Annotated in this window: 15 protein-coding genes; 7 read left to right on the forward strand and 8 right to left on the reverse strand. The window is 35.6% G+C overall.

Features of this window, described 5'->3' with window-relative positions:
• The first annotated feature begins 82 nt into the window (after nucleotides 1-82).
• The gene (locus BKH43_RS03955; protein ID WP_095228802.1) at nucleotides 83-2569 is read left to right on the forward strand and encodes a molybdopterin guanine dinucleotide-containing S/N-oxide reductase; all 2487 of its coding nucleotides are present in this window, start codon (nucleotides 83-85) and stop codon (nucleotides 2567-2569) included.
• Nucleotides 2570-3265: 696 nt separating this feature from the next.
• Here BKH43_RS03955 and bamA read toward each other — a convergent pair.
• The gene (gene bamA / locus BKH43_RS03960) at nucleotides 3266-5794 is read right to left on the reverse strand and encodes an outer membrane protein assembly factor BamA (protein ID WP_095228804.1); all 2529 of its coding nucleotides are present in this window, start codon (nucleotides 5792-5794) and stop codon (nucleotides 3266-3268) included.
• Between the two features lie 88 nt (nucleotides 5795-5882).
• Between bamA and BKH43_RS03965 the strand changes: the two genes are divergently transcribed.
• Nucleotides 5883-6476: a hypothetical protein gene (locus BKH43_RS03965; RefSeq protein WP_095228806.1), complete on the forward strand. Its 594-nt coding sequence runs from the start codon at nucleotides 5883-5885 to the stop codon at nucleotides 6474-6476.
• A 138-nt stretch (nucleotides 6477-6614) separates the two neighbouring features.
• On the opposite strand, the gene BKH43_RS03970 is transcribed toward BKH43_RS03965, so the two are convergent.
• The 6 genes from BKH43_RS03970 to pgsA form a co-directional block, all read right to left on the reverse strand.
• Nucleotides 6615-7052 (reverse strand): ribosome maturation factor, encoded by a 438-nt coding sequence (locus tag BKH43_RS03970; protein WP_095228809.1) that lies wholly within the window; start codon nucleotides 7050-7052, stop codon nucleotides 6615-6617.
• Nucleotides 7049-7423, reverse strand: coding sequence for a 30S ribosome-binding factor RbfA (gene rbfA / locus BKH43_RS03975; protein WP_172402304.1), 375 nt, complete (start codon nucleotides 7421-7423; stop codon nucleotides 7049-7051). Before rbfA ends, BKH43_RS03970 begins: the two co-directional genes overlap by 4 nt.
• An 86-nt stretch (nucleotides 7424-7509) precedes the next feature.
• On the reverse strand, nucleotides 7510-10416 hold the full coding sequence (gene infB / locus BKH43_RS03980; protein ID WP_095228813.1) for a translation initiation factor IF-2: 2907 nt from the start codon (nucleotides 10414-10416) through the stop codon (nucleotides 7510-7512).
• A 287-nt stretch (nucleotides 10417-10703) separates the two neighbouring features.
• Complete coding sequence (gene thrB / locus BKH43_RS03990; protein WP_095228815.1) at nucleotides 10704-11600, reverse strand: homoserine kinase; 897 nt, start codon at nucleotides 11598-11600, stop codon at nucleotides 10704-10706.
• 97 nt (nucleotides 11601-11697) lie between these two features.
• Entirely contained in the window at nucleotides 11698-12795 is a 1098-nt protein-coding gene (locus tag BKH43_RS03995) for a site-2 protease family protein (protein WP_095228818.1), read from the reverse strand.
• Nucleotides 12792-13334: a CDP-diacylglycerol--glycerol-3-phosphate 3-phosphatidyltransferase gene (gene pgsA, locus BKH43_RS04000; RefSeq protein ID WP_095228820.1), complete on the reverse strand. Its 543-nt coding sequence runs from the start codon at nucleotides 13332-13334 to the stop codon at nucleotides 12792-12794. Before pgsA ends, BKH43_RS03995 begins: the two co-directional genes overlap by 4 nt.
• A 139-nt stretch (nucleotides 13335-13473) precedes the next feature.
• Here pgsA and BKH43_RS04005 point away from each other — a divergent pair, with 139 nt between their 5' ends.
• Entirely contained in the window at nucleotides 13474-15300 is a 1827-nt protein-coding gene (locus BKH43_RS04005; protein WP_095228822.1) for an ABC transporter ATP-binding protein, read from the forward strand.
• Nucleotides 15301-15394: 94 nt separating this feature from the next.
• Here the strand turns inward: BKH43_RS04005 and luxS are convergent, their stop codons facing one another.
• Nucleotides 15395-15892, reverse strand: coding sequence for an S-ribosylhomocysteine lyase (luxS, locus tag BKH43_RS04010; protein ID WP_095228824.1), 498 nt, complete (start codon nucleotides 15890-15892; stop codon nucleotides 15395-15397).
• A 97-nt stretch (nucleotides 15893-15989) separates the two neighbouring features.
• On the opposite strand from luxS, the gene BKH43_RS04015 reads away from it, so the two are divergent.
• From BKH43_RS04015 to BKH43_RS04025, 4 genes are all read left to right on the forward strand, one after another.
• Nucleotides 15990-16541, forward strand: a complete 552-nt coding sequence (locus BKH43_RS04015) for a hypothetical protein (protein ID WP_095228826.1) — start codon at nucleotides 15990-15992, stop codon at nucleotides 16539-16541.
• Complete coding sequence (locus BKH43_RS08475; RefSeq protein ID WP_172402305.1) at nucleotides 16542-16712, forward strand: hypothetical protein; 171 nt, start codon at nucleotides 16542-16544, stop codon at nucleotides 16710-16712.
• A 28-nt stretch (nucleotides 16713-16740) separates the two neighbouring features.
• Complete coding sequence (gene radA / locus BKH43_RS04020; protein WP_095228828.1) at nucleotides 16741-18102, forward strand: DNA repair protein RadA; 1362 nt, start codon at nucleotides 16741-16743, stop codon at nucleotides 18100-18102.
• A gap of 230 nt (nucleotides 18103-18332) precedes the next feature.
• Entirely contained in the window at nucleotides 18333-19160 is an 828-nt protein-coding gene (locus BKH43_RS04025; protein ID WP_095228830.1) for a cysteine hydrolase, read from the forward strand.
• Nucleotides 19161-19255 lie beyond the last annotated feature (95 nt).

Raw genomic sequence — 19255 nt, forward strand, 5'->3', positions numbered from 1 at the left:
TGAGTAAAAAAAATCTTGCATAGATAATAGAATCCACCTAACAGTAAAAACTGTAAATCTTATGGCTAAGGAATCACTAAATATGAGTATCTCAAGAAGAAGTATATTAAAAGTAGCTTCACTTTTTGCACTTGTACCACTAGCACCAAAACTACTAAGTGCCACTGAAGCAGACATGGCAAAACACGCAAGCAAGATGGGCGAAGTCATGAGTAAAGCTAGTGAGATGAAGTATGTAACTAGTTTAGTAAAAAATGGCGAAGTTATAACTGGAGCGCACTGGGGGATCTTAAAAGCCAGTATAAAAAATGGCAAAGTTGTATCTTCAAGTGCCGCTTTAAAAGGCGTGCCTAATCCACTTCAAACTGTTACAGCTGATCTAATCTATACTAAGTCACGTATCAAATATCCTATGGTAAGAAAGTCCTACCTAGAAGACCCACATAACAATAAACCTGAGCTTAGAGGCAAAGATGAGTGGGTGCGCGTGCCTTATGAAAAAGCTATCAAGCTAATATCTAGTGCTTTAAAAGAAACTAGGGCTAATAAAGGGGCAAAAGGAGTTTTTGCAGGAAGCTATGGCTGGAAAAGTAGTGGAAATATGCATAACTCTATAACTTTACTAAAACGTTTTATGGCTATGAGTGGAGGGTTTGTAGATACTACTGAGACTTACTCAACTGCAGCTATAAGAGTTATCATGCCTTATGTTGTTGGCGGACTTCAAATCTATGATGCACAAACTACTTACCCAGTGATACTAAGTGATTCTAAAGTAGTAGTTATTTGGGGAGCTAACCCTATTAATACCTTAAAGATAGCTTGGACTATAAGTGATGGCAGTGGACTAGAGTTTTTTAATAAACTAAAAGCTAGTGGCAAAAAGATAATCTGCATAGACCCTATAGGAAGTGAAACTGTTAGATTCTTTCAAGGGGTTAAAAACTCAGAGTGGATAACTCCAAGACCTAATACAGATGTTGCTTTAATGCTTGGAATCATGCACACGATGTACACTACTAAAAAGTACGATAAAAAGTTTGTTGATACTTATACAACTGGTTTTGATAAGTTTTTAGACTATATGTTAGGTAAAACTGATGGTGTAGTTAAAGATGCTGCTTGGGCTAACTCTATAAGTAAAGTTGATGTTAAAACTATTAAGTATCTTGCAAAAGTTATGTTTGAAAATAGAACTATGATAATGGCAGGCTGGGGTATGCAAAGGGCCCATCACGGTGAACAACCTCACTGGATGCTAGTAACCCTAGCTTCTATGATAGGGCAGATCGGCCTTCCAGGTGGAGGCTATGGTTTTAGTTATCACTATGGTAATAATGGTAGCCCTAGAGCAAAGGCCGCGGTAGTAGGTGGTATGGATATGGGTAAAAATGGGAATCCTTCAAATGCCCACTTCCCAGTAGCGCGCATCGCAGATGCCCTTTTGCATCCAGGCAAAACTATAGACTATAAAGGCACAAAAGTAACCTATCCAGATATAGAGCTAGTCTACTGGGTAGGTGGGAATCCTTTCCATCATCATCAAGATATAAATAATCTACTTAAAGCGTGGCAAAAACCTAAGGCTGTTATAGTTCATGATCCTTACTGGACTGCAACTGCAAGGCATGCAGATATCGTTATGCCTATAAGTACTCAGTATGAGAGGGATGATATATCTATGAGTGGTGAGTACTCAAACATTAATATAGTGCCTATGAAAGCTTTAGTAGAAAGACAATATGAAGCTAAAGATGACTATGAAGTTTTTAGCGACCTAGCTAAAGAAGCTGGTATCTATGAAGAATACACTGAAGGTAAAACTCCAGCACAGTGGATAGAAGAGTTTTATAATGAAGCTTTAAAACAAGCTAAGGCTGAACATATAAATATGCCTGATTTTAAAACCTTTTGGAAGGCAAACAAACCTATAACCTTTGAAGTGCCAGAAGAAGCAAAAAACTTTGTTATAAGTGCAGACTTTAGAGAAGATCCTATCTTAAACGCCCTAGGAACTCCAAGTGGTAGGATAGAGATTTATTCAGAAACTATTGCTAAGTATAACTATGATGACTGCAGGGCCTATCCATCATGGTTTGAACCTGCTGAATGGCTAGGTATGAAAGATAAACCTGCAGAGTTTCATATGATAAGCTCTCATCCAGAGTATAGACTTCATTCTCAGCTTGATAACACTTCTTTAAAAGCAAAGTACAACATAGCAGGTCGTGAGCCTATATGGATAAATGAAGAAGATGCTAAAAGAAAAGGCATAAAAACTGGTGATGTAGTAAGAGTGTTTAACGCAAGAGGTGAAGTACTAGCAGGTGCTTATGTCACTAAGAATATGAGAAAAGGAGTGGTTAATCTAAGTGAGGGTGCTTGGTATAACCCAGATTCTAAAGGGCTTTGTAAAAATGGCTGTGCTAATGTTTTAACACTTGATATACCTACTTCAAAGCTAGCTGATGGAAACTGCGCGCATACCGCACTAGTTAATGTTGAAAAGTATAAAGGAAAGGTGCCACAAGTAGATATCTTTGAAGAGCCAAAAAATATGAAGGTTTAAATCTATCTTTGCTTTTTTACTACTACAAAAGCTACAAAAGTAGCCTTTGTAGTAGACTAGTTTTTTGAAGTAATCTAAAAGATTAAAATATAGCAAGCTTGGAAGTGTTAAAGCATCCGTATAGTATAAGCAGGATTGCCATTTCTGCAAGTTTGATTAGATATCCATCCCAACACTTTCTTTTTCACATTGCTTATTATTTATTTGTGTGTTTTCTTTAACCAAAAAGGGGTTTAACCCCTCCCCGCTCCCCTTAACCCCGAAAAAGGCTCTTTTTCGGCAATCAAGGGGAGGGCCTCGCTGTTTCCGTTTCTAGCAAAAATCGTGCGGTCGCACTACTGCTCCCTTTTCTCACGATTTTTACACCACGAAACGGGCGAGCTAACGGGCACGTTTTAATGGAATAGTTATGCCTATATACTTTTTATTTTTAAGGAAGCTTCGTTTTCAAGGAAGCTAGAGCTTTCAAGGAAGCTTCGCTTTGGTTAGAAAAAACACACAAATAAATAATAAGCAATGTGAAAAAGAAAGTGTTGGAATAAAGATTTAGTTAATAGCACAAAGAGATTAGAACTGTCTATATAAAAGGATTATATTAATAACTATAGTTTCTTAGCAGTTTATATTAGTAGTTAGTAATATCTTATGTTAAGCCTTTTATAAAAAGACTTAACATGCCATAAAGCTTTTTTAGTTTTAGAATCTTGTCCCCATAGTAAACTCAAAGTAGCTAGGGTAGTCAGTTAGGAAGTTTTGATTCTGTCTTATTTTGGCAGCTCCTGGGTAAGAAAAGACTGAAGTTCCGTTATACCAAAGGAAAGGGAAGACTAAAACTATAGGGCCCATAGGAGATACCCACTCTATAGCTGCTCCTGCAGCACCTCTAGGCAAGAGTGAAGTAGGACCGCTAAAGGTTCCAAAGTCTTGGAAGTTAGCTCTGTTGCGTGAACCTTGATAGGTTAAGAAACCATAGTCTACATAAAGGCTAAGTCTCATCTTAGCACTAGGTATAAGACCATAGCTTAGCTCTGCTGAGTTAGTAAAGATTCCATCTCCACCTGTACGTAAGCCTAGCCCATCAGTTGGGGAGATAGAGTAGCTATAAAACCCTCTTATAGTTCCAACTCCACCCATGTAGAAGGTGTCATTTAGCGAAAAGAAGTCATTTTTAGAGTATCTAAAAAGATAACCTGCTTGTACTTTGTATCTAGCTATCAAGTCTATATGTAAAAGTTTTGATAAGTCATAGTAGAAGGCGTTTTTAGTATAAAGTTTTACATACTTGACATCTCCTCCAAGACCTGCAAACTGAGCAGATACTGAAGCACTTATACCATTTTTAGGGAAGTAGTAGTCATCAGTGTTATCAAAGTTTAGGCTAGGGGTAACTGAGCTTTTTATAGGGGCATTTGCTCCACTATAGTCTCTATTCCATATACCGTGTATAGGTATGTCAAGAGTACCCAGGATTCCATTATTTTGTCGTCCTAGACCAGTGAAAGGGTTGTAAGCACCTACTGTTTCTCTAGTACTAGCGTAGTATCTATTATATAAAGGCTGAGGATTGCCAAAGAGGTCTACAAAGCCATAAGTATTAGTCCTGTTTAAGTCATAGCCTATATTAAGTCTTAGGTTAGGAGTTAGTAGTCTTCCTACACCAAAGCCCCCACCTACAGTTTCTTGAGAGTAGACATAGCTTAAAGAGTTACTATAGTAGGCGTTAAAAGAGATGCTCCACTTAGAATCTAAGATTCTAGGGTTAGTTAAAGAGGCGTTAAAGTTTTGTTGAGTTAGACCTCTTAGCACGCTAGAGTTAAGCCCACTTCCTAGTAAGCCTACTTGCCCACCAAAGCTTACATTAGCCCCAACACCAGCTGAAAAACCACTACCAAAGAGGTTTCTTTCATTAACATTAGCATTAACCATAAGACCATAAAAACTTCCATAGCCCACACCAAAGACTAGCTCTCCTGTCCTACCTTCTGAGACATTAACTACTAGGTCTATTAGGTTATCAGTTACGCGTCTTGAATCTATACGCACTTTATCAAAGTAGCCCAGTCTTTTAAGGGCGTTTTCTGACTGAGTTATCTTAGTTAGCGAGTAGAGATCTCCAGGGGCTATTAATATTTCGCGGCGGATTATCCTATCTCCTGTTCTAGTATTACCAGTTATGACTACATCGTTTATATGTACTTTTTGTCCTACATCTATCCTAAAGTCAACTGTTACTTCTGCGGTTTTTGGGTCTTTTTTAAGATCTGGAGTTATAGCTACATAGGCATAGCCAAGATCAGCTATTTTATATTTTAAAGATTCTATATCTGTTCTTACGTTTTGTATATCAAAGATAGCACCTTTAACTGTTAAAAGTTTATCTCTAAGCTTTTTTTCACTTATGACATCTTTGCTTAGGTGAAACTCTACATCTTTAACTTTATACTGCACGCCTTCATGGACGTTATAGTAAAGCTTTGCTTTGTAGTTATCCATGTTAGCTTCTAAGAAAGGGGTTGAAACATGGGCGTCTAAGAAACCATGTCTCATATAGACATCTTGTATCCTAAGTGGGTCAACTTCAAGCTCATTTATGATAAGTTTTCCACTATTAAGCCCTGGGATAAAGCCTAGGAAGTCTCTTTGCTTGTTAGCACTTAGAGATTCTATAGTTCGTTTTTTTAGCTTCTTAGCACCGTTATAAGTGCTTTTATCTATGACTATGGTGTTACCACGGTTTACGTTAAGGACTATGGAGACTGCGTTTGCATTACTTAGTTTGTTAATATCAGCTTGTACTACTGTGCCATAGTAGCCTTTATACTCTAAGGCTTTTAAGATGACATCTTTTGCATTTTTTAGCTTAGTGTTATCAAAGGTATCACCTTTTTTGATACCTATTTGCCCATAAAGTGTATCTTTCTCACTTTGAGTTCCCCAGCCCTTTATCTCTATACTTGCTACACTTGGTTTTTCTTTAAAGTGAAAAGTTAGTACGCCATTATCAAAGGTGGCATAGACGTCATTGAAATAGCCTTGATTATAAAAATTTAGAACTGCCTTGTCTATGGCTGCTTTATCAAGCGTGCTTCCCTCTTTAATATTACTGATCTCAGAGGCTATATCAGAAGAGATATAACTTAAGCCATCATAGTTAATCTTAGAGATATCAGCTGCTAATGCAAACTGAAAGAGAAGTAAGAAAGCCAGTGCTATAAATTTTAACATTACTATTAATCCTTGGTTAAATGAAAGAAAACAAACATTATACTAGATTAAAAATAGTAAAATACACAAAAATAACCCAGGTATGTTAATGACTAATCTTATATCACTTTACGCAATTTTTGTCTATTCACTAGCCTTAGGCCTTATCTTTCTTAAAATACCCTTTAAACTAAGAATCTATACTAGGCTAGCTATCTTTGTTCTTATACTTATAGTTGCAAATATCAGTATAGAAGGCGTGAGCATAGCTAAGTTTATGTATAGCATCTTTGATATGCCAAGTATCTTTTTACTAGTAGTTTGTATCTTAAGTTTAGTTAGGACTTTTATAAAAACTACGCCCCTATCTATATCTTATCGTGGGTTTATAAGCGTTTTTGTGGTGTGGATACTGCTTTTTTTAAACACTTTAGGCTTCTTTAATATAGGCTTTGGTGTGTATAATGACCAAATCCTAGTTACAGCTTTTATCATAGCCATACTTTACTTAATAGATACAAATCTTGGAATCTTACTTTTAATAAGCTTTTTCCTAACGCTTATCTTGCCTTTTCATATAGAGATACTAAATGGTTTTATAGGTAGTTTTGTGGCACTTTTTGGCTTCCTTGTACAAGGGAAAAAGACTAACTATGAAAGTTTGCATAAAGCGCTTTTAAGACCTAATGTAACTAAAAGTTAGGAAGTATTACTTAACTAGTTAAGTAATACTTTTCTCTATGATAGATTTTAAAGCTAGGGAAGAATTTTTGAAATAGCGTTTTGCTTTTTTCTTGCGTTGTTAGATCGCTAATGATAAAAGGCTTAAGTTTACTAAAAACTACCACTCAAAGATAGTTTTTACTTTCTTGCACTCAAGGTACTTAAAGTTTTTGATGCCTTCTTTTGTCTCTATACTAAAGCCATCTTCATTACTATCAACCAAGATTCCTTCAAAGGTAGTTTTATCTGGTAGTTTTACGCTTAACTTTTCGCCCTTACTTAGTCTAAAGTGATTAGGCTCGCTTAGGATTCTTTCTATACCTGGTGAGCTAACTTCTAGGTAGTAGTTTTCTTTATCAGCTAACTTTACATCTAGTAAAGGTGAGATAAGGTTACTCATAAAAGTACAAAACTCTAAGTCTACACCGCCTTCTTTATGAAAAGAGATTCTAAGTATGAGATTCCCATCTTCTTTTATAAAACTTGCGTCATAGAGTTCTGCGCCATTTGCAAGGGCTAGGGCTGAGAGTTCATCTTCTAGGCTTTTATCTATCATTTATCATCATCCTTGTGTGCTTTTTCTTCTTCTTGGTGGATTTGCTTGAAAATCTCATCTAGTCTATTTTGAGTTCCTAAAGAATCATCTATGATGAAGTTTAGTTTAGGTGGGGCATACCAGCCAGTGACATTTAAGATGTACTCTTTTAGTATGTTTCTAGCTTTTTTTAAGGCATGTAAGGTTTCTTTTGGATCTTCTATGCCAAGTTTATCAAGATAGATTTTCACATCTTGCTTGCCTCTTGAGACTTCAACTTTTGTGATAGTTAGTGAGTTTATACGTGTATCACTAAGGCCAGCTAGGGCTATACTTAGTGACTCTTGTAAAAAAGATTCTTGTTTTTGTCTAATAATGTCATTTTTTTGCATGTCCATCCTTAAAACTAAAGAGTGTTTTATGCCTTTGGCTGCCTTTTTAAGTTTGTAATACCTGCCCTTTTATAGGGCTTTAAGTCTTAAAGCTCTCTTTTTTTAGCTATCTGCTTGTAAGTTTCTATAACATCTTCTGCTTTTAAGTCGTTAAATCCTTCTAGCATGATCCCACATTCAAAGCCTTTTTTAACTTCTCTTACATCATCTTTAAAGCGTTTTAAAGAGGCTATTTTGCCTTCATGAACCACTGTACCATTTCTTATAACTCTTGCGTGGAGATTTTTTTCTATCACGCCTTCATTAACCATACATCCTGCTATAACACCAACTTTTGCCACTGTAAAAAGCTCTCTTATAACAGCTTCTCCAGTTATCTCTTCTTCCATTAAAGGAGACATCATACCGCCTATTAGCAGTTTGACTTCATCTAATAAATCATAGATTATAGAGTAAGTTTTAAGTGTAACACCTAGGTTTTTGGCTTCATTTTTTATCTCATTACTTGCTTTAATATTGAAACCTAAGATGATGCAGTTAGTACTAGCACTTGCTAGGTTTACATCTGAAAGAGTGATACTTCCTACTCCTACACTTATGACATTTATTTGAACTTCATCATTACTTAGTGCAAGAAGGGAGTTTTTAAGTGCTTCAAGGCTTCCTTGAGTATCAGCCCTTAAGATGATAGGTAGGCTTTTTAGATTCTCTTGGGCTACCATGGTGCTTAACTCATCAAAGGTTACTTTTGTAGTTTTACTTAAGGCTTTTTGTCTTAGGTAAGCACTTCGTTTCATAGCTTGCTCACGGGCTTCACTATCAGTGTCTGTGTAGTAGAGGGCAGATCCAGCTAGTGGGACTTCATTTAACCCAGTGATTTGTGCTATCTCGCTAGGGTGAAGTTCTGTAAGTTCATTACCTAAGTCATCTTGCATGGATCTAATCTTTCCATAAGCAGTATCAGCAACCACACTCATGCCAACTTTTAAGATTCCTTGTTGGACTATAATAGTTGCTACAGATCCTTTGCCTTTTTGTTGCGAACCTTCTAAGACTACAGCTTTTGGTCTAGCTTTTTGACTAGCTTTTAACTCTAAAAGCTCAGCTTGTATAAGTATGGTTTCAAGTAGCAAATCTATACCTTCGCCACTTTTTGCACTTAGCGGGATAAAGTCATAGTTACCGCCCCAGTCACTTGGAGTAAAACCAAGTTCTGCACACTCTGATTTTAGTTTGTCTGGATTAGCGTTTTCTTTATCCATCTTGTTCATGGCGATGATTATTTGTACATTTGCGTTTTTAGCGTGATTTAGCGCTTCTATGCTTTGTTGTTTTACTCCATCATCAGCAGCTATAACTATGATAGCTATGTCAGTAACTTGCGCGCCCCTACTTCTCATCTGTGCAAAGGCTTCATGCCCTGGAGTATCTATAAAGCTTATTTTTTTGCCATTTTTTTCTACCATATAAGCACCGATGTGCTGGGTTATACCGCCAGCTTCTTTACTTGCTATACGTGAGTTTCTTATCTTATCAAGTAAAGAAGTTTTACCATGGTCTACGTGACCCATGATAGTTACTACTGGTGGTCTTTCTACTAAGTCTTGATCGTTTATAACTTCTTCTAAGACTTCATTTCCAACTGATTGGATTTTTACATTTATACCAAACTCATTAGCTAGTATCTCTATAGTATCTCTATCTAAAAAGTCGTTTTTCAATACTTTTAACCCAAGGTTAAAAAGTACTCCTAAGACTTTATTTAGTTCTATGCCCGCTTTATCAGCAAACTCATACACTCTTACATCTTCTGGTATGAGAATCTCTTTTAGGTTGTTTGCTTCATTTTTTTGATTATTTTTATCCATGCCCTTGTTTCTGCTCTTTCTACTAGATCTCTTAATCGATCCTTCTTGCATGTAAGGACTGTAGCGGTTAAGTCTTATCTTATCATTAACTGCTTTTCTTACTTTTTCTATCTCATCTTCGTTTTTTGGCTCTTGCTCTCTTAAGTCTAAAAGCACAACCTCTTCTTCATCATCATCATAACTGCCAAATCCAAGCTCACGGTCAAGCTCAAGATACTGGGCGTGGTGGTGGGCTGACTTAGCTGGAGCTTTTGAGATATCTTTTTTCTTTTCTTTTCTAGGCTTGCTAGTTTCATTACTTGCTAGCTTTATCTTAGCTAGGGTTTCATTAGCATTAGCAAGATCTATTTTTGGTTTTTTATCATTTCTTGGTGCTACTTCTTCAGTTTGATTTTTACTTACTACTCTTACTCTTCCATAAGTTTTTCTTACGTCTTGTTCTACTGGTCTTGGAAGGGCGTTACTTTCAAGTCTAGTATTGTTAAGATCATTTTTTATCTCTTGTATGGCTTGTTTTATCTCTGGCTTATTTAGATTGATGATAGGAAGATCTTTTTTAGTGTCATTTCTTGCATCTTGATTTTTCATATCTTGTAAGCTTGAAATCTCATCTTTAAAGTCTGTTTTTGTAGGGGTTTGCTTAGTTTCTACTTTAGGAGTGCTTACTATCCTTATCTTATCTTTAGTTGGAGTTAGCTTTACTTCTTTTTCTAAGTCTTTAGTGTTTGTTTGACTTGGGGGTGTAGTTTTAGATTCTAAACTTTCTTGCGCACTAGCTTCAGGGGTTAAAGTTTTATCTTGTAACGCAGTTTGCATAAACTCTTCTTTATCATTTTGTGTTTTAGCTTTAGTTGTCTTAGAAGTACTATCTTCTGACTCTTCTAAACTACTGGCTTCTTTTTTAGAATCTGTATTTGAAATAGTTTCTTTTTTAGATTCCTTATGAGGCTTACTAGTTGCGTGAGTATCTACACCTTTAGTTATGTAGTCATAAAGCCTTTGGGCTTCTTCGTCATTTACTGTGCTCATCGCCCCTTTTATATTTAAACCTAACTCTTTGGCTTTGGTTACAACTATGTTAGGTTTTTTTCCTAAATCTGCTGCTATTTCACTTATTTTTGCCATTCTTATGTCTCCTTAATACAACACTACTATTAGCAAGTTTTGTCAATGTATTTCTAATATCTGATCGCTTAGAGCATTCATCACAAATATAAAAACTTCTTCCTATCCCACTAAAGAAAACTACTTCCTTGTTGCTAACTTGTAATCTAAAAAGTCTACTTTGTGGTAGTCTTTTTCGACACTTAACACACATTCGGACACTGTTTTTTGAAGCAGGTTTACTAAGAGCTTCTTGCTCTTGGAGGGCACTAACTAGCGCATTTATATCCTTTAAGGTAGTTATCAAATTAAAACTTTTCTATCTTTACGCCATCATTATCAAAGGCGAGATCAAGAACTTTGTATTTTGAGAATCTTTCTTGAAGCTTAGTAGCTATCTTATTGGCATCATCTTCATAGCAAAGACTAAAGATACTAGAACCACTACCAGAAAGAGTTGCCATAAGCGAGCCTGCATCATAAGATGCATTTATGATATCAAAAAGTATGGGCATATCGCGCATCCTTTGATCTTGATGCATTCTATCAAGGGCTGCTTCTTTTAGCATATCCCACCTTTCTTCAGCAAAGGCAAAGCTAAGCAAGCTTGCATGAGATAGATTAAAGACGCAGTCTTGGGTGTTGTAGGCTTTAGGAAGTATATTTCTTGAGTACTTGGTGTTCATAGCCTTAGGTGGTATGACCATGACAGCCCTTACTGAACTAGGCATATTTTTTCTTAAAGTTACTACAGTGTTATGGTTTTTATGGTGTTTTACTACGCTTACATTAAACCCACCAAAGACAGCTGGAGTGATGTTGTCAGGATGGTTTTCGTAGTTTAAGGCTATGTTTAAGATCTCTTGTTTGTTTGGAATCTTATTAGCAAGCTTATAAGCGCTAAATATAGCACCAACTATTAAAGCACTTGAGCTTCCAAGTCCTCTTGATATGGGTATGAAGTTATTAAAGTTGAAGTCATACTGCAAGCTAGGATCACCTATCTTTTTAGTGACTTCTTTGAAGATTCTGACAAACATGTTGTCGTTTAAAAACTTAGCTCTATTACTGCCTTCACCATTAATTTGTATACTTTGGGTTGATGAGGGAGTAATTGTAAAAAAGTTTCTAAAATTCAAAGAAAGCCCTAGGCTATCAAAGCCCGGGCCTAAGTTTGCACTTGTAGCTGGTACAGAAAAGTTCAATCTTTCTCCTTAATAGATCACACTATTAATTGTTGTATTTTGCAGATGTTTGAAGTATAGCAAGACTTGGCTTAAATAGCGCATGTTTTAGCACTTTCTAATGGCTAAGTAATCTAGTTATATCATTTAGCGTTCCAATAATCATCAAAGCCGCCAAAACAACTAAACTTAAAGTTATCAAAACTCTTGCTATTAGGGCATTCACACTTCTTCTAAAGATCCACTCATAAGCATTAAAAACTATCTGTCCGCCATCTAGCATAGGTAGTGGAAGTAGGTTTAAGATTCCAAGATTTATAGAGATTAAAGCTATTATGTTTATAAATATGACTACGTTTTGTTCTAAGGCCTTAGTGCTAAGCTCAGCTATACCTATAACACCACTTACTTCTTTTATGCCAGCTAGACTAGTTATCATCTTTTGAAGGCTAGCTACTATTAAGTAGGCATAGGTTTTAAAAAGCTTGCCAGCATCCATAAAGGCTTGGGTTATAGTTGGGCTTTTATACTCTAGGGCTTGGGTTACTCCTAAAAGAAGGCGAGAGTTTTGCTTTTTTAACTCTACTTTTAGATTTAAGATTTTCTCATCTCTTTTTACTACTAGGTCTGCTGTAGTTAGTGACTTAGTAGAGTTTAAAATAGTTGAGATATCTTTAAAGTGGCTTACATCTTGCCCATCTACTTTTAAGATCAAATCTTTTGGTTTTAAGACTTTAGCACTAGGAAAACTAGGGTCAACCTTTCCAACTTCAGGTTTATCTAGTGGGCGGGCTATATCATGGAAAGAGATGATTAAAAGCAGTATAAAAGCTATCAAAAAGTTAAAAAATGCTCCAGCAAAAAGTATAGCTATCCTGGCTAGTGGGTGCTTAGTATCAAGACTATCAGTTTTAAAAAAGTCTCTTTTAATCTTTCTATAATCTAAAACTTTTTGCCTCTCAGTTTTTGGGCTTTCTAGTTTTTGTTTTTCTTCTGCTAGCTCTTCTTTTTCACCCTTTAGTTTTACATAGCCTCCAAGAGGGATAGTAGAGATGGCATACTGTGTGCCTTTGAAGTTATAAGTTAGTATCTTTTTGCCAAAGCCTATGCTAAAGACAAGAATTTTTACTCTAAAGATTTTGGCTACTAAAAAGTGGCCTAGCTCGTGGAAGAAGATTAAAAAACCTAGAGCTATGATGGAGATGATTAGATTCATTTAAGTGCTTTATAGTATTTAATGGCGTAATCAAGCCCTGAATAAAGAGTGATAATAACAGCTATCCATAAAAGTATATTCCCACCTGGGAAGTAATCAGCTAGCAAAAAGGCTATGGCTAAGATTTGGAATCCTGTTTTATACTTGCCAAGGTTTGAAGCAGCAACTTTTTCTTTTCCCATAGCAGCAACTACTCTAAGTCCAGTTATAAAAAACTCTCTACTTAAGATTATAAATATAGCCCAGGTATTAGCCCGGTGAAGATATAAAAGTCCAACAAAAGCAGCTAGTATTAACATCTTATCAGCTAGTGGGTCAAAGACTTCACCAAAGGCAGTTTTAAGATTAAACCTTCTAGCTATATAGCCATCAAAGAAATCAGTAATAGAAGCTATACAAAAAATAAGGCAAGAAAAGTAGTTAAGCCAAGTTTTATCTACATATGAAGGCACAAAACTATTCCAGTGAAGTATCAAAGCTAGCAGTAATATTGCTAGTATCATCCTAGAGACAGTTAAAATATTTGGGATATTTCTCATTTTTTAAACTCGCTTGGCAGGGAAGTCATTAAGGTATAACATGTAATTGTTAAAAATTATATCCTAATGTTTTGTGATAAAATTAAGTCCGCTTAATTTAAACGACTATATTCAAAAAAGGGCCCTAATAGGTGGTTTTATGCAAAAACACATTACAGTTAATCTACCTATAAGTGAAGAAGAAAGCAAGAGGCGTGTGCCTAATGCATTTGATAAAAAGATACTTGGTGAATATGTAGAAGATAAAGATGAAAACGAGATAAAAAAGTATAAGTTTTTAATATCTTTAAAAAAACTTTGGAGGCTTACTAATAGACGAGATAAGCTTCAGTTAATAGGTATTTTCTTACTTACTATCTTTTTATCCATAATGGAAACCTTTGGCATAAGCGTTATCATGCCTTTTATAACTCTAGCTGCTAGCCCTCAAAGAATCTTAACTAATAAATATGCCCACGCAGTTTATGAGTTTTTTGACTTTAGTTCTACTACTCACTTTATGGTAACTTTTAGTGTGATACTAATCTTGTTTTACATTTTTAGGGCTGCTTATCATGTTATGTACTCTTATGTGACTAATACTTTTTCTTTTAGGAAGTATCACAACTTTGCCTTACGTTTATTTGGCAAGTCTTTAGAGCTTACTTATCTAAAATTTACCTTTACTAATAAAGATAGGCTTAGGCAAGTAGTAACTGGAGAAGCACAAAACACAGCAAGCTTTTTGCAAGCAGTTTTAAGTTTTTTAAGTGATATATTAACCGCACTTTTTCTTTACTCCCTACTACTTGTTACAAACTGGAAGATGACTTTAATACTAACTTTAATCCTTGCTGTAAAAGTTTTAATCATCTCTAAAGTTCTAAATAAGATAATAGTAGATCAAGGTCAAAAAAGAACAAAGTACGATCAAACCTTTCTTGGTCTTTTAAGTAGGAGTTTTGGTAACTTTAAGCTAACTAAACTACGTGGTAATCAAGATGAGCTTTATCAGATATTTAGCGAAACATCTTTAAAAAGAGGGAAAAGTTCTATCCTTGTAAGTACTCTAAGTGTTACGCCTAGGATGCTTTTAGAAACAGTAGGTTTTTCTTTGCTTATAGCCTCAGTTGCTTATATACTTATAAGATACAACGATGCTTCAGCAGTGCTACCTATAATTAGTATGTATGCTTTAGCCCTATATAGACTTTTACCTATCATAACTAACCTTTTAAGTAAGTATCAAAGCATGCTATATCAACAAAACTCTGTGAATATAGTATATGAAGCACTACATGAAGTAGGAGAAGAAAAGGGTTATGAGCCAGTAGAATTTGAAAAAGATATAGAGCTAAAAGATGTAGATTTTTCTTATATAGTCGATAAACCAGTTTTACAAAAGATAAATCTAACTATTAAAAAAGGACAAAAAGTAGCCTTTGTAGGTCCAAGTGGTGCTGGAAAAAGTACTTTAGTAGACTTAATCATAGGTGTATATCACCCTAAAGGTGGTAATGTCTGCATAGATGGCAAGCCTTTAACACCAGCTAATCTAGATAGTTGGAGGCGCAAAGTTGGTTATATACCTCAGCAGATCTTTTTATATGATGGGACTGTTGCTGCAAATATAGCATTTGGTGAAGTTGAAGATGAAGATAAGATAATAGAGGCTTGTAAAAAAGCTAACATCTATGACTTTTTAGTAGAGCATAAAGGCATAAAAACTACAGTTGGAGATGGGGGAGTTAGGCTAAGTGGTGGGCAGTTACAGCGTATAGGTATAGCGCGCGCACTTTATAATGACCCAGAAATCTTAGTTTTAGATGAAGCAACTTCAGCCCTTGATAATGACACTGAAGCTAGGATTATGGAAGAGATATATAAAAGCTCAGAAAATAAGACTTTATTAGTAATAGCCCATAGACTTAGCACTATAGAAAGATGTGATACTAGGGTTGAGGTTAAAGCTTGTAAATCTTCTTAAAAAAGATTTTTTAGAATAAGTAAAAAGAAGATTTTCTTAATAGACTTAGAATCTCTAGATTCTAAGTATTAGGATTATAAGTTAAGATTTAGTTTTACTTAAAGTCTTTAAGTAGTAGCTTTTCTGTATCCATAGTGCCTATGCCCTTATCAAGTATATCTCTTGCTATGGCTTGGGCTTTATCTAAAGAGTGCATGTTAGCAGTTCCGCACTGATAGATATTTAGCTCAGGTATATCTGCTTTTGAAGCAACTTTTAAAACATCATTCATAGAATCTTCCCAGGCTTGCCTTACATCTTCTAAGTTAGGATGGCCTATAACACTCATATAAAAGCCAGTTCTACAACCCATAGGTGAGATATCAATGATCTCTACATCGCCTTGATTTAGATGGTTTCTCATAAAACCAGCAAAAAGATGCTCTAGTGTGTGTATACCTTCTTCATCAAGTATTTCTTTATTAGGCTTGCAAAATCTTAGATCAAATACACATATGGCATCTCCATGAGGAGTAGTCATAGTCTTAGCTAGTCTCACAGCAGGAGCAGGCATGATGGTATGATCAACTTTAAAGCTATCAAGTAGTGGCATTTTTAATCCTTTTAATTATGGTTTAATACTATATGAACTTAAGTATATCAAAGTTATAATAAAGCGAAAGTTTTATAAGTTTTAAAAGGATAGTTACATGAAAAAAAGTATATTTGTAGGGTGCGCTTCGTTGTTGTTTTTACTTACAGCCTGTGCTACTAAAACTGTAGATTTGCCAGAGTCAACTTGTAATACTTTGCATGATGTAAGCTCTTTTGATATCACAAAAGATGCTAGTTCTAATGATAGTATCCCAGACTATCTAGTAGAAGATGCTATAGATAATGCCTTGGATAATGCTTGCTTTAATGTCGATAAGTCAGCTTTTCACAATGAAGATAACAAAAAGCTTAGGACTGTTTATAAGATAGTAGAAGATGATAAATCAACTGAGGGTCTTTTAAAAGATACTCAAACTAAGACCTTAAAAATAACTGTTACTTCAAGCCTTCAAACTATTAAAAAACAAAACAATGAGATGACAAAAAGCACTAAGTACAACACTCAAACTGTTATACAAAAAATAGATGCTAATCAGCTAGCTGGGATTGGGCAAAAGGCAAGTTTACAAAACTCAGACATTATGAATGCCCTTCAAGGAGCTATACAAACATCTATAAACACTATATTGAGTAATGAGGATAAGTAAGTGAAGCCTATTTTGTATGCAGTGATTTTATCAGTTATGCTTGTAGCTTGTGCTAGCAAGCCTAAGGCTAGCGGGATGGATGGGGTGTTTAAACAAACGCAGTGCAGTATGTCTTGTGTGGATGGTAAGTGCAAGAATATATGTGTAGACACAACAGGTACTTTTAAGTAGCCACTCATTTGTTATATAAGAGAGGTTTATGGCTAAGACTAAGGGCGTAAAAAGTATATTTGAATGCCAAAACTGTGGGTTTAATAGCACTAAGTGGCTAGGCAAGTGCCCAAGTTGTAATAGCTGGGATAGTCTAGTAGAGATAAGAGATAGCACTAAGCTAGAGTATATAAGTAGCACTAGTGCATCTTCACTAGAAGTAACATTAGCTGAAAAGATAACAGATATAAAAGAAGAGGGCTTTCACGCCTTTAGTTCTTTTCAATCAGAGCTAGATTTAGTCTTAGGCGGTGGCATCTTAAGAGGTGGGCTTTATCTAATAGGTGGAAGTCCCGGAGTTGGCAAGTCAACTTTGCTTTTAAAGATGGCAGGAGACTTAGCTAAGCATGGCAAAAAAGTCCTTTATGTAAGTGGCGAAGAAAGCCCTCACCAGATAAAAAAAAGGGCCGTGCGTTGTGATGCTTTAAGTGAGAATCTTTTTTTACTTAGCCAGATAGAATTAGAGCAGATAAAGCTAACTTTACTTAGTGAAGACTATGAAGTTTGCATAATAGATTCCATACAAACACTTTACTCGCCTAATCTAAGCGCAGCCCCAGGCTCAGTTTCTCAAGTTAGAGAGATAACTTTTGAGCTTATGCGTTTAACTAAGACTAAAAACTTAGCCACTTTTATAATAGGTCATATAACTAAAGATGGCACCATAGCAGGGCCTCGCGTGCTAGAACACATGGTAGATAGCGTGCTTTACTTTGAAGGTGATAAAAACAGTCAGATTAAAATCTTGCGCTCTTTTAAAAATCGCTTTGGCTCTACCTCAGATATAGGAATCTTTGAGATGACGCAAAGTGGTTTAGTCTCTGCCAAAGATGCCAACAAGCAGTTTTTTCATCAAAAAAAAGACTTGCCAGGAAGTGCTGCAACTGTGATTATGGAAGGGAGTAGGGCACTAGTAGTTGAGATACAAGCCTTAGTTAGTGCTAATGAGTACGGAGTGCCAAAACGCCTTGCTAATGGCTTTGATAGCAACCGTTTAAACATGCTTTTAGCCCTTTTAGAAAAAAAGCTTCAAATCGGCCTTGGTCACTATGATGTCTTTGTTAATGTCGCAGGGGGCATAAAGATAAGTCAAACTAGCGCAGACTTAGCACTGATAGCTTGCATACTTTCTAGCTTTAAAAACAGAAGCCTTAAACATAGCTCAGCTTTTTTGGGCGAAGTAAGCTTAGTTGGAGATATAAGGGCTGTGCCTAATATTGAGATAATCTTAAAAGAGCTAGCCTCTTTTGGTTTTAAAAATGTCTTACTGCCCTATGTGCCACCGGGTATAAAAACTTCTTTAAACTGTATAGAAGTAACAGAAGTTGCCCAGATCATAGACTGGATGTAACAGATAAATATATAAAGTATAAAATTTTATCTTATGCTATATATCTAAGTTAAATATGGCTACTATGTAACTTTTATATATATTTTCAAGCTAGGCTTTTCTAAAAATAAGGCCAGATTATTGATAAATATAGATAAATATTAAGAAAAATTTACATTATTTAAGTTTAGTTAATTTTTGGGCTTAGTTTTTGAATATACTTTCCCCAACTTTAACGTTAAGGAGTTTTAATGAAATACGACAAGAGTAATGAAAAAAGCCCTCTAAATAGAAGAGAGGCTATAAACACAGGTGCAAAGATAGCAGCCCTTGGCGCTCTTGGTGCAGTAGCAGTAGGAACATCAGTAAATGCAGAACAAAGCGATATGGATAAATATAAAGATCCTAGTAAGTACGCCTTGCCTCGTGTTCCTATGAAATTTGATAAAAAAAGACTTGCACTAGTAGTTATAGACCCTCAAGTTGACTTTTTAAGTCCTAAAGGTGTAGGTTGGGGTGCATTTGGTGCTAGTTTGAAAGAGCAAAATACAGTTGAGCATCTACTTTCACTTTTTAAAGGTGCAAAGGCTGCTGATATCATCGTAGCTGTTTCTCCACACTTCTATTATCCAACCGATCATAAGTGGGAGTTTGGTGGACCAGGTGAACATTTTATGCATAATACTGGCATGTTTGATAGAAAAGGTGCTTTTACTATGGAAGGCTTTGAAGGTAGTGGGGCTGACTTTATGCCTGAGTTTAAACCTTATATTTTAGATAATAAAACTATCATAGCTAGCCCTCATAAAATCTTTGGGAATCAAACTAATGATCTTGCTTTGCAACTAAGAAAAAGAGGTGTAAGTCAGATACTGCTTTGTGGAATGGCTGCTAACTTATGTGTAGAATCTCACTTAAGAAACTTGCAAGAAGAAGGTTTTGAAGTAGCAGTTATAAAAGATGCTACAGCTGGAGCTAAATTACCTGAAGGTGATGGCTACTTAGCAGCACTTATTAATTATAGATATCTAGCAAGTGAAGTTTTAACCACTAAGCAAGCTTTAAAGATACTAGCCTAGTTATTAAAGAATAAAAACTATACTTAATTAAATGGCTGTTAATAGAATCTAAAATCTTTTAGATTCTATACTTTAAAAACTAAGGCTACTTTTAA

The organism is Helicobacter sp. 13S00401-1 (assembly GCF_002272925.1).
Taxonomy (GTDB): domain Bacteria; phylum Campylobacterota; class Campylobacteria; order Campylobacterales; family Helicobacteraceae; genus Helicobacter_I.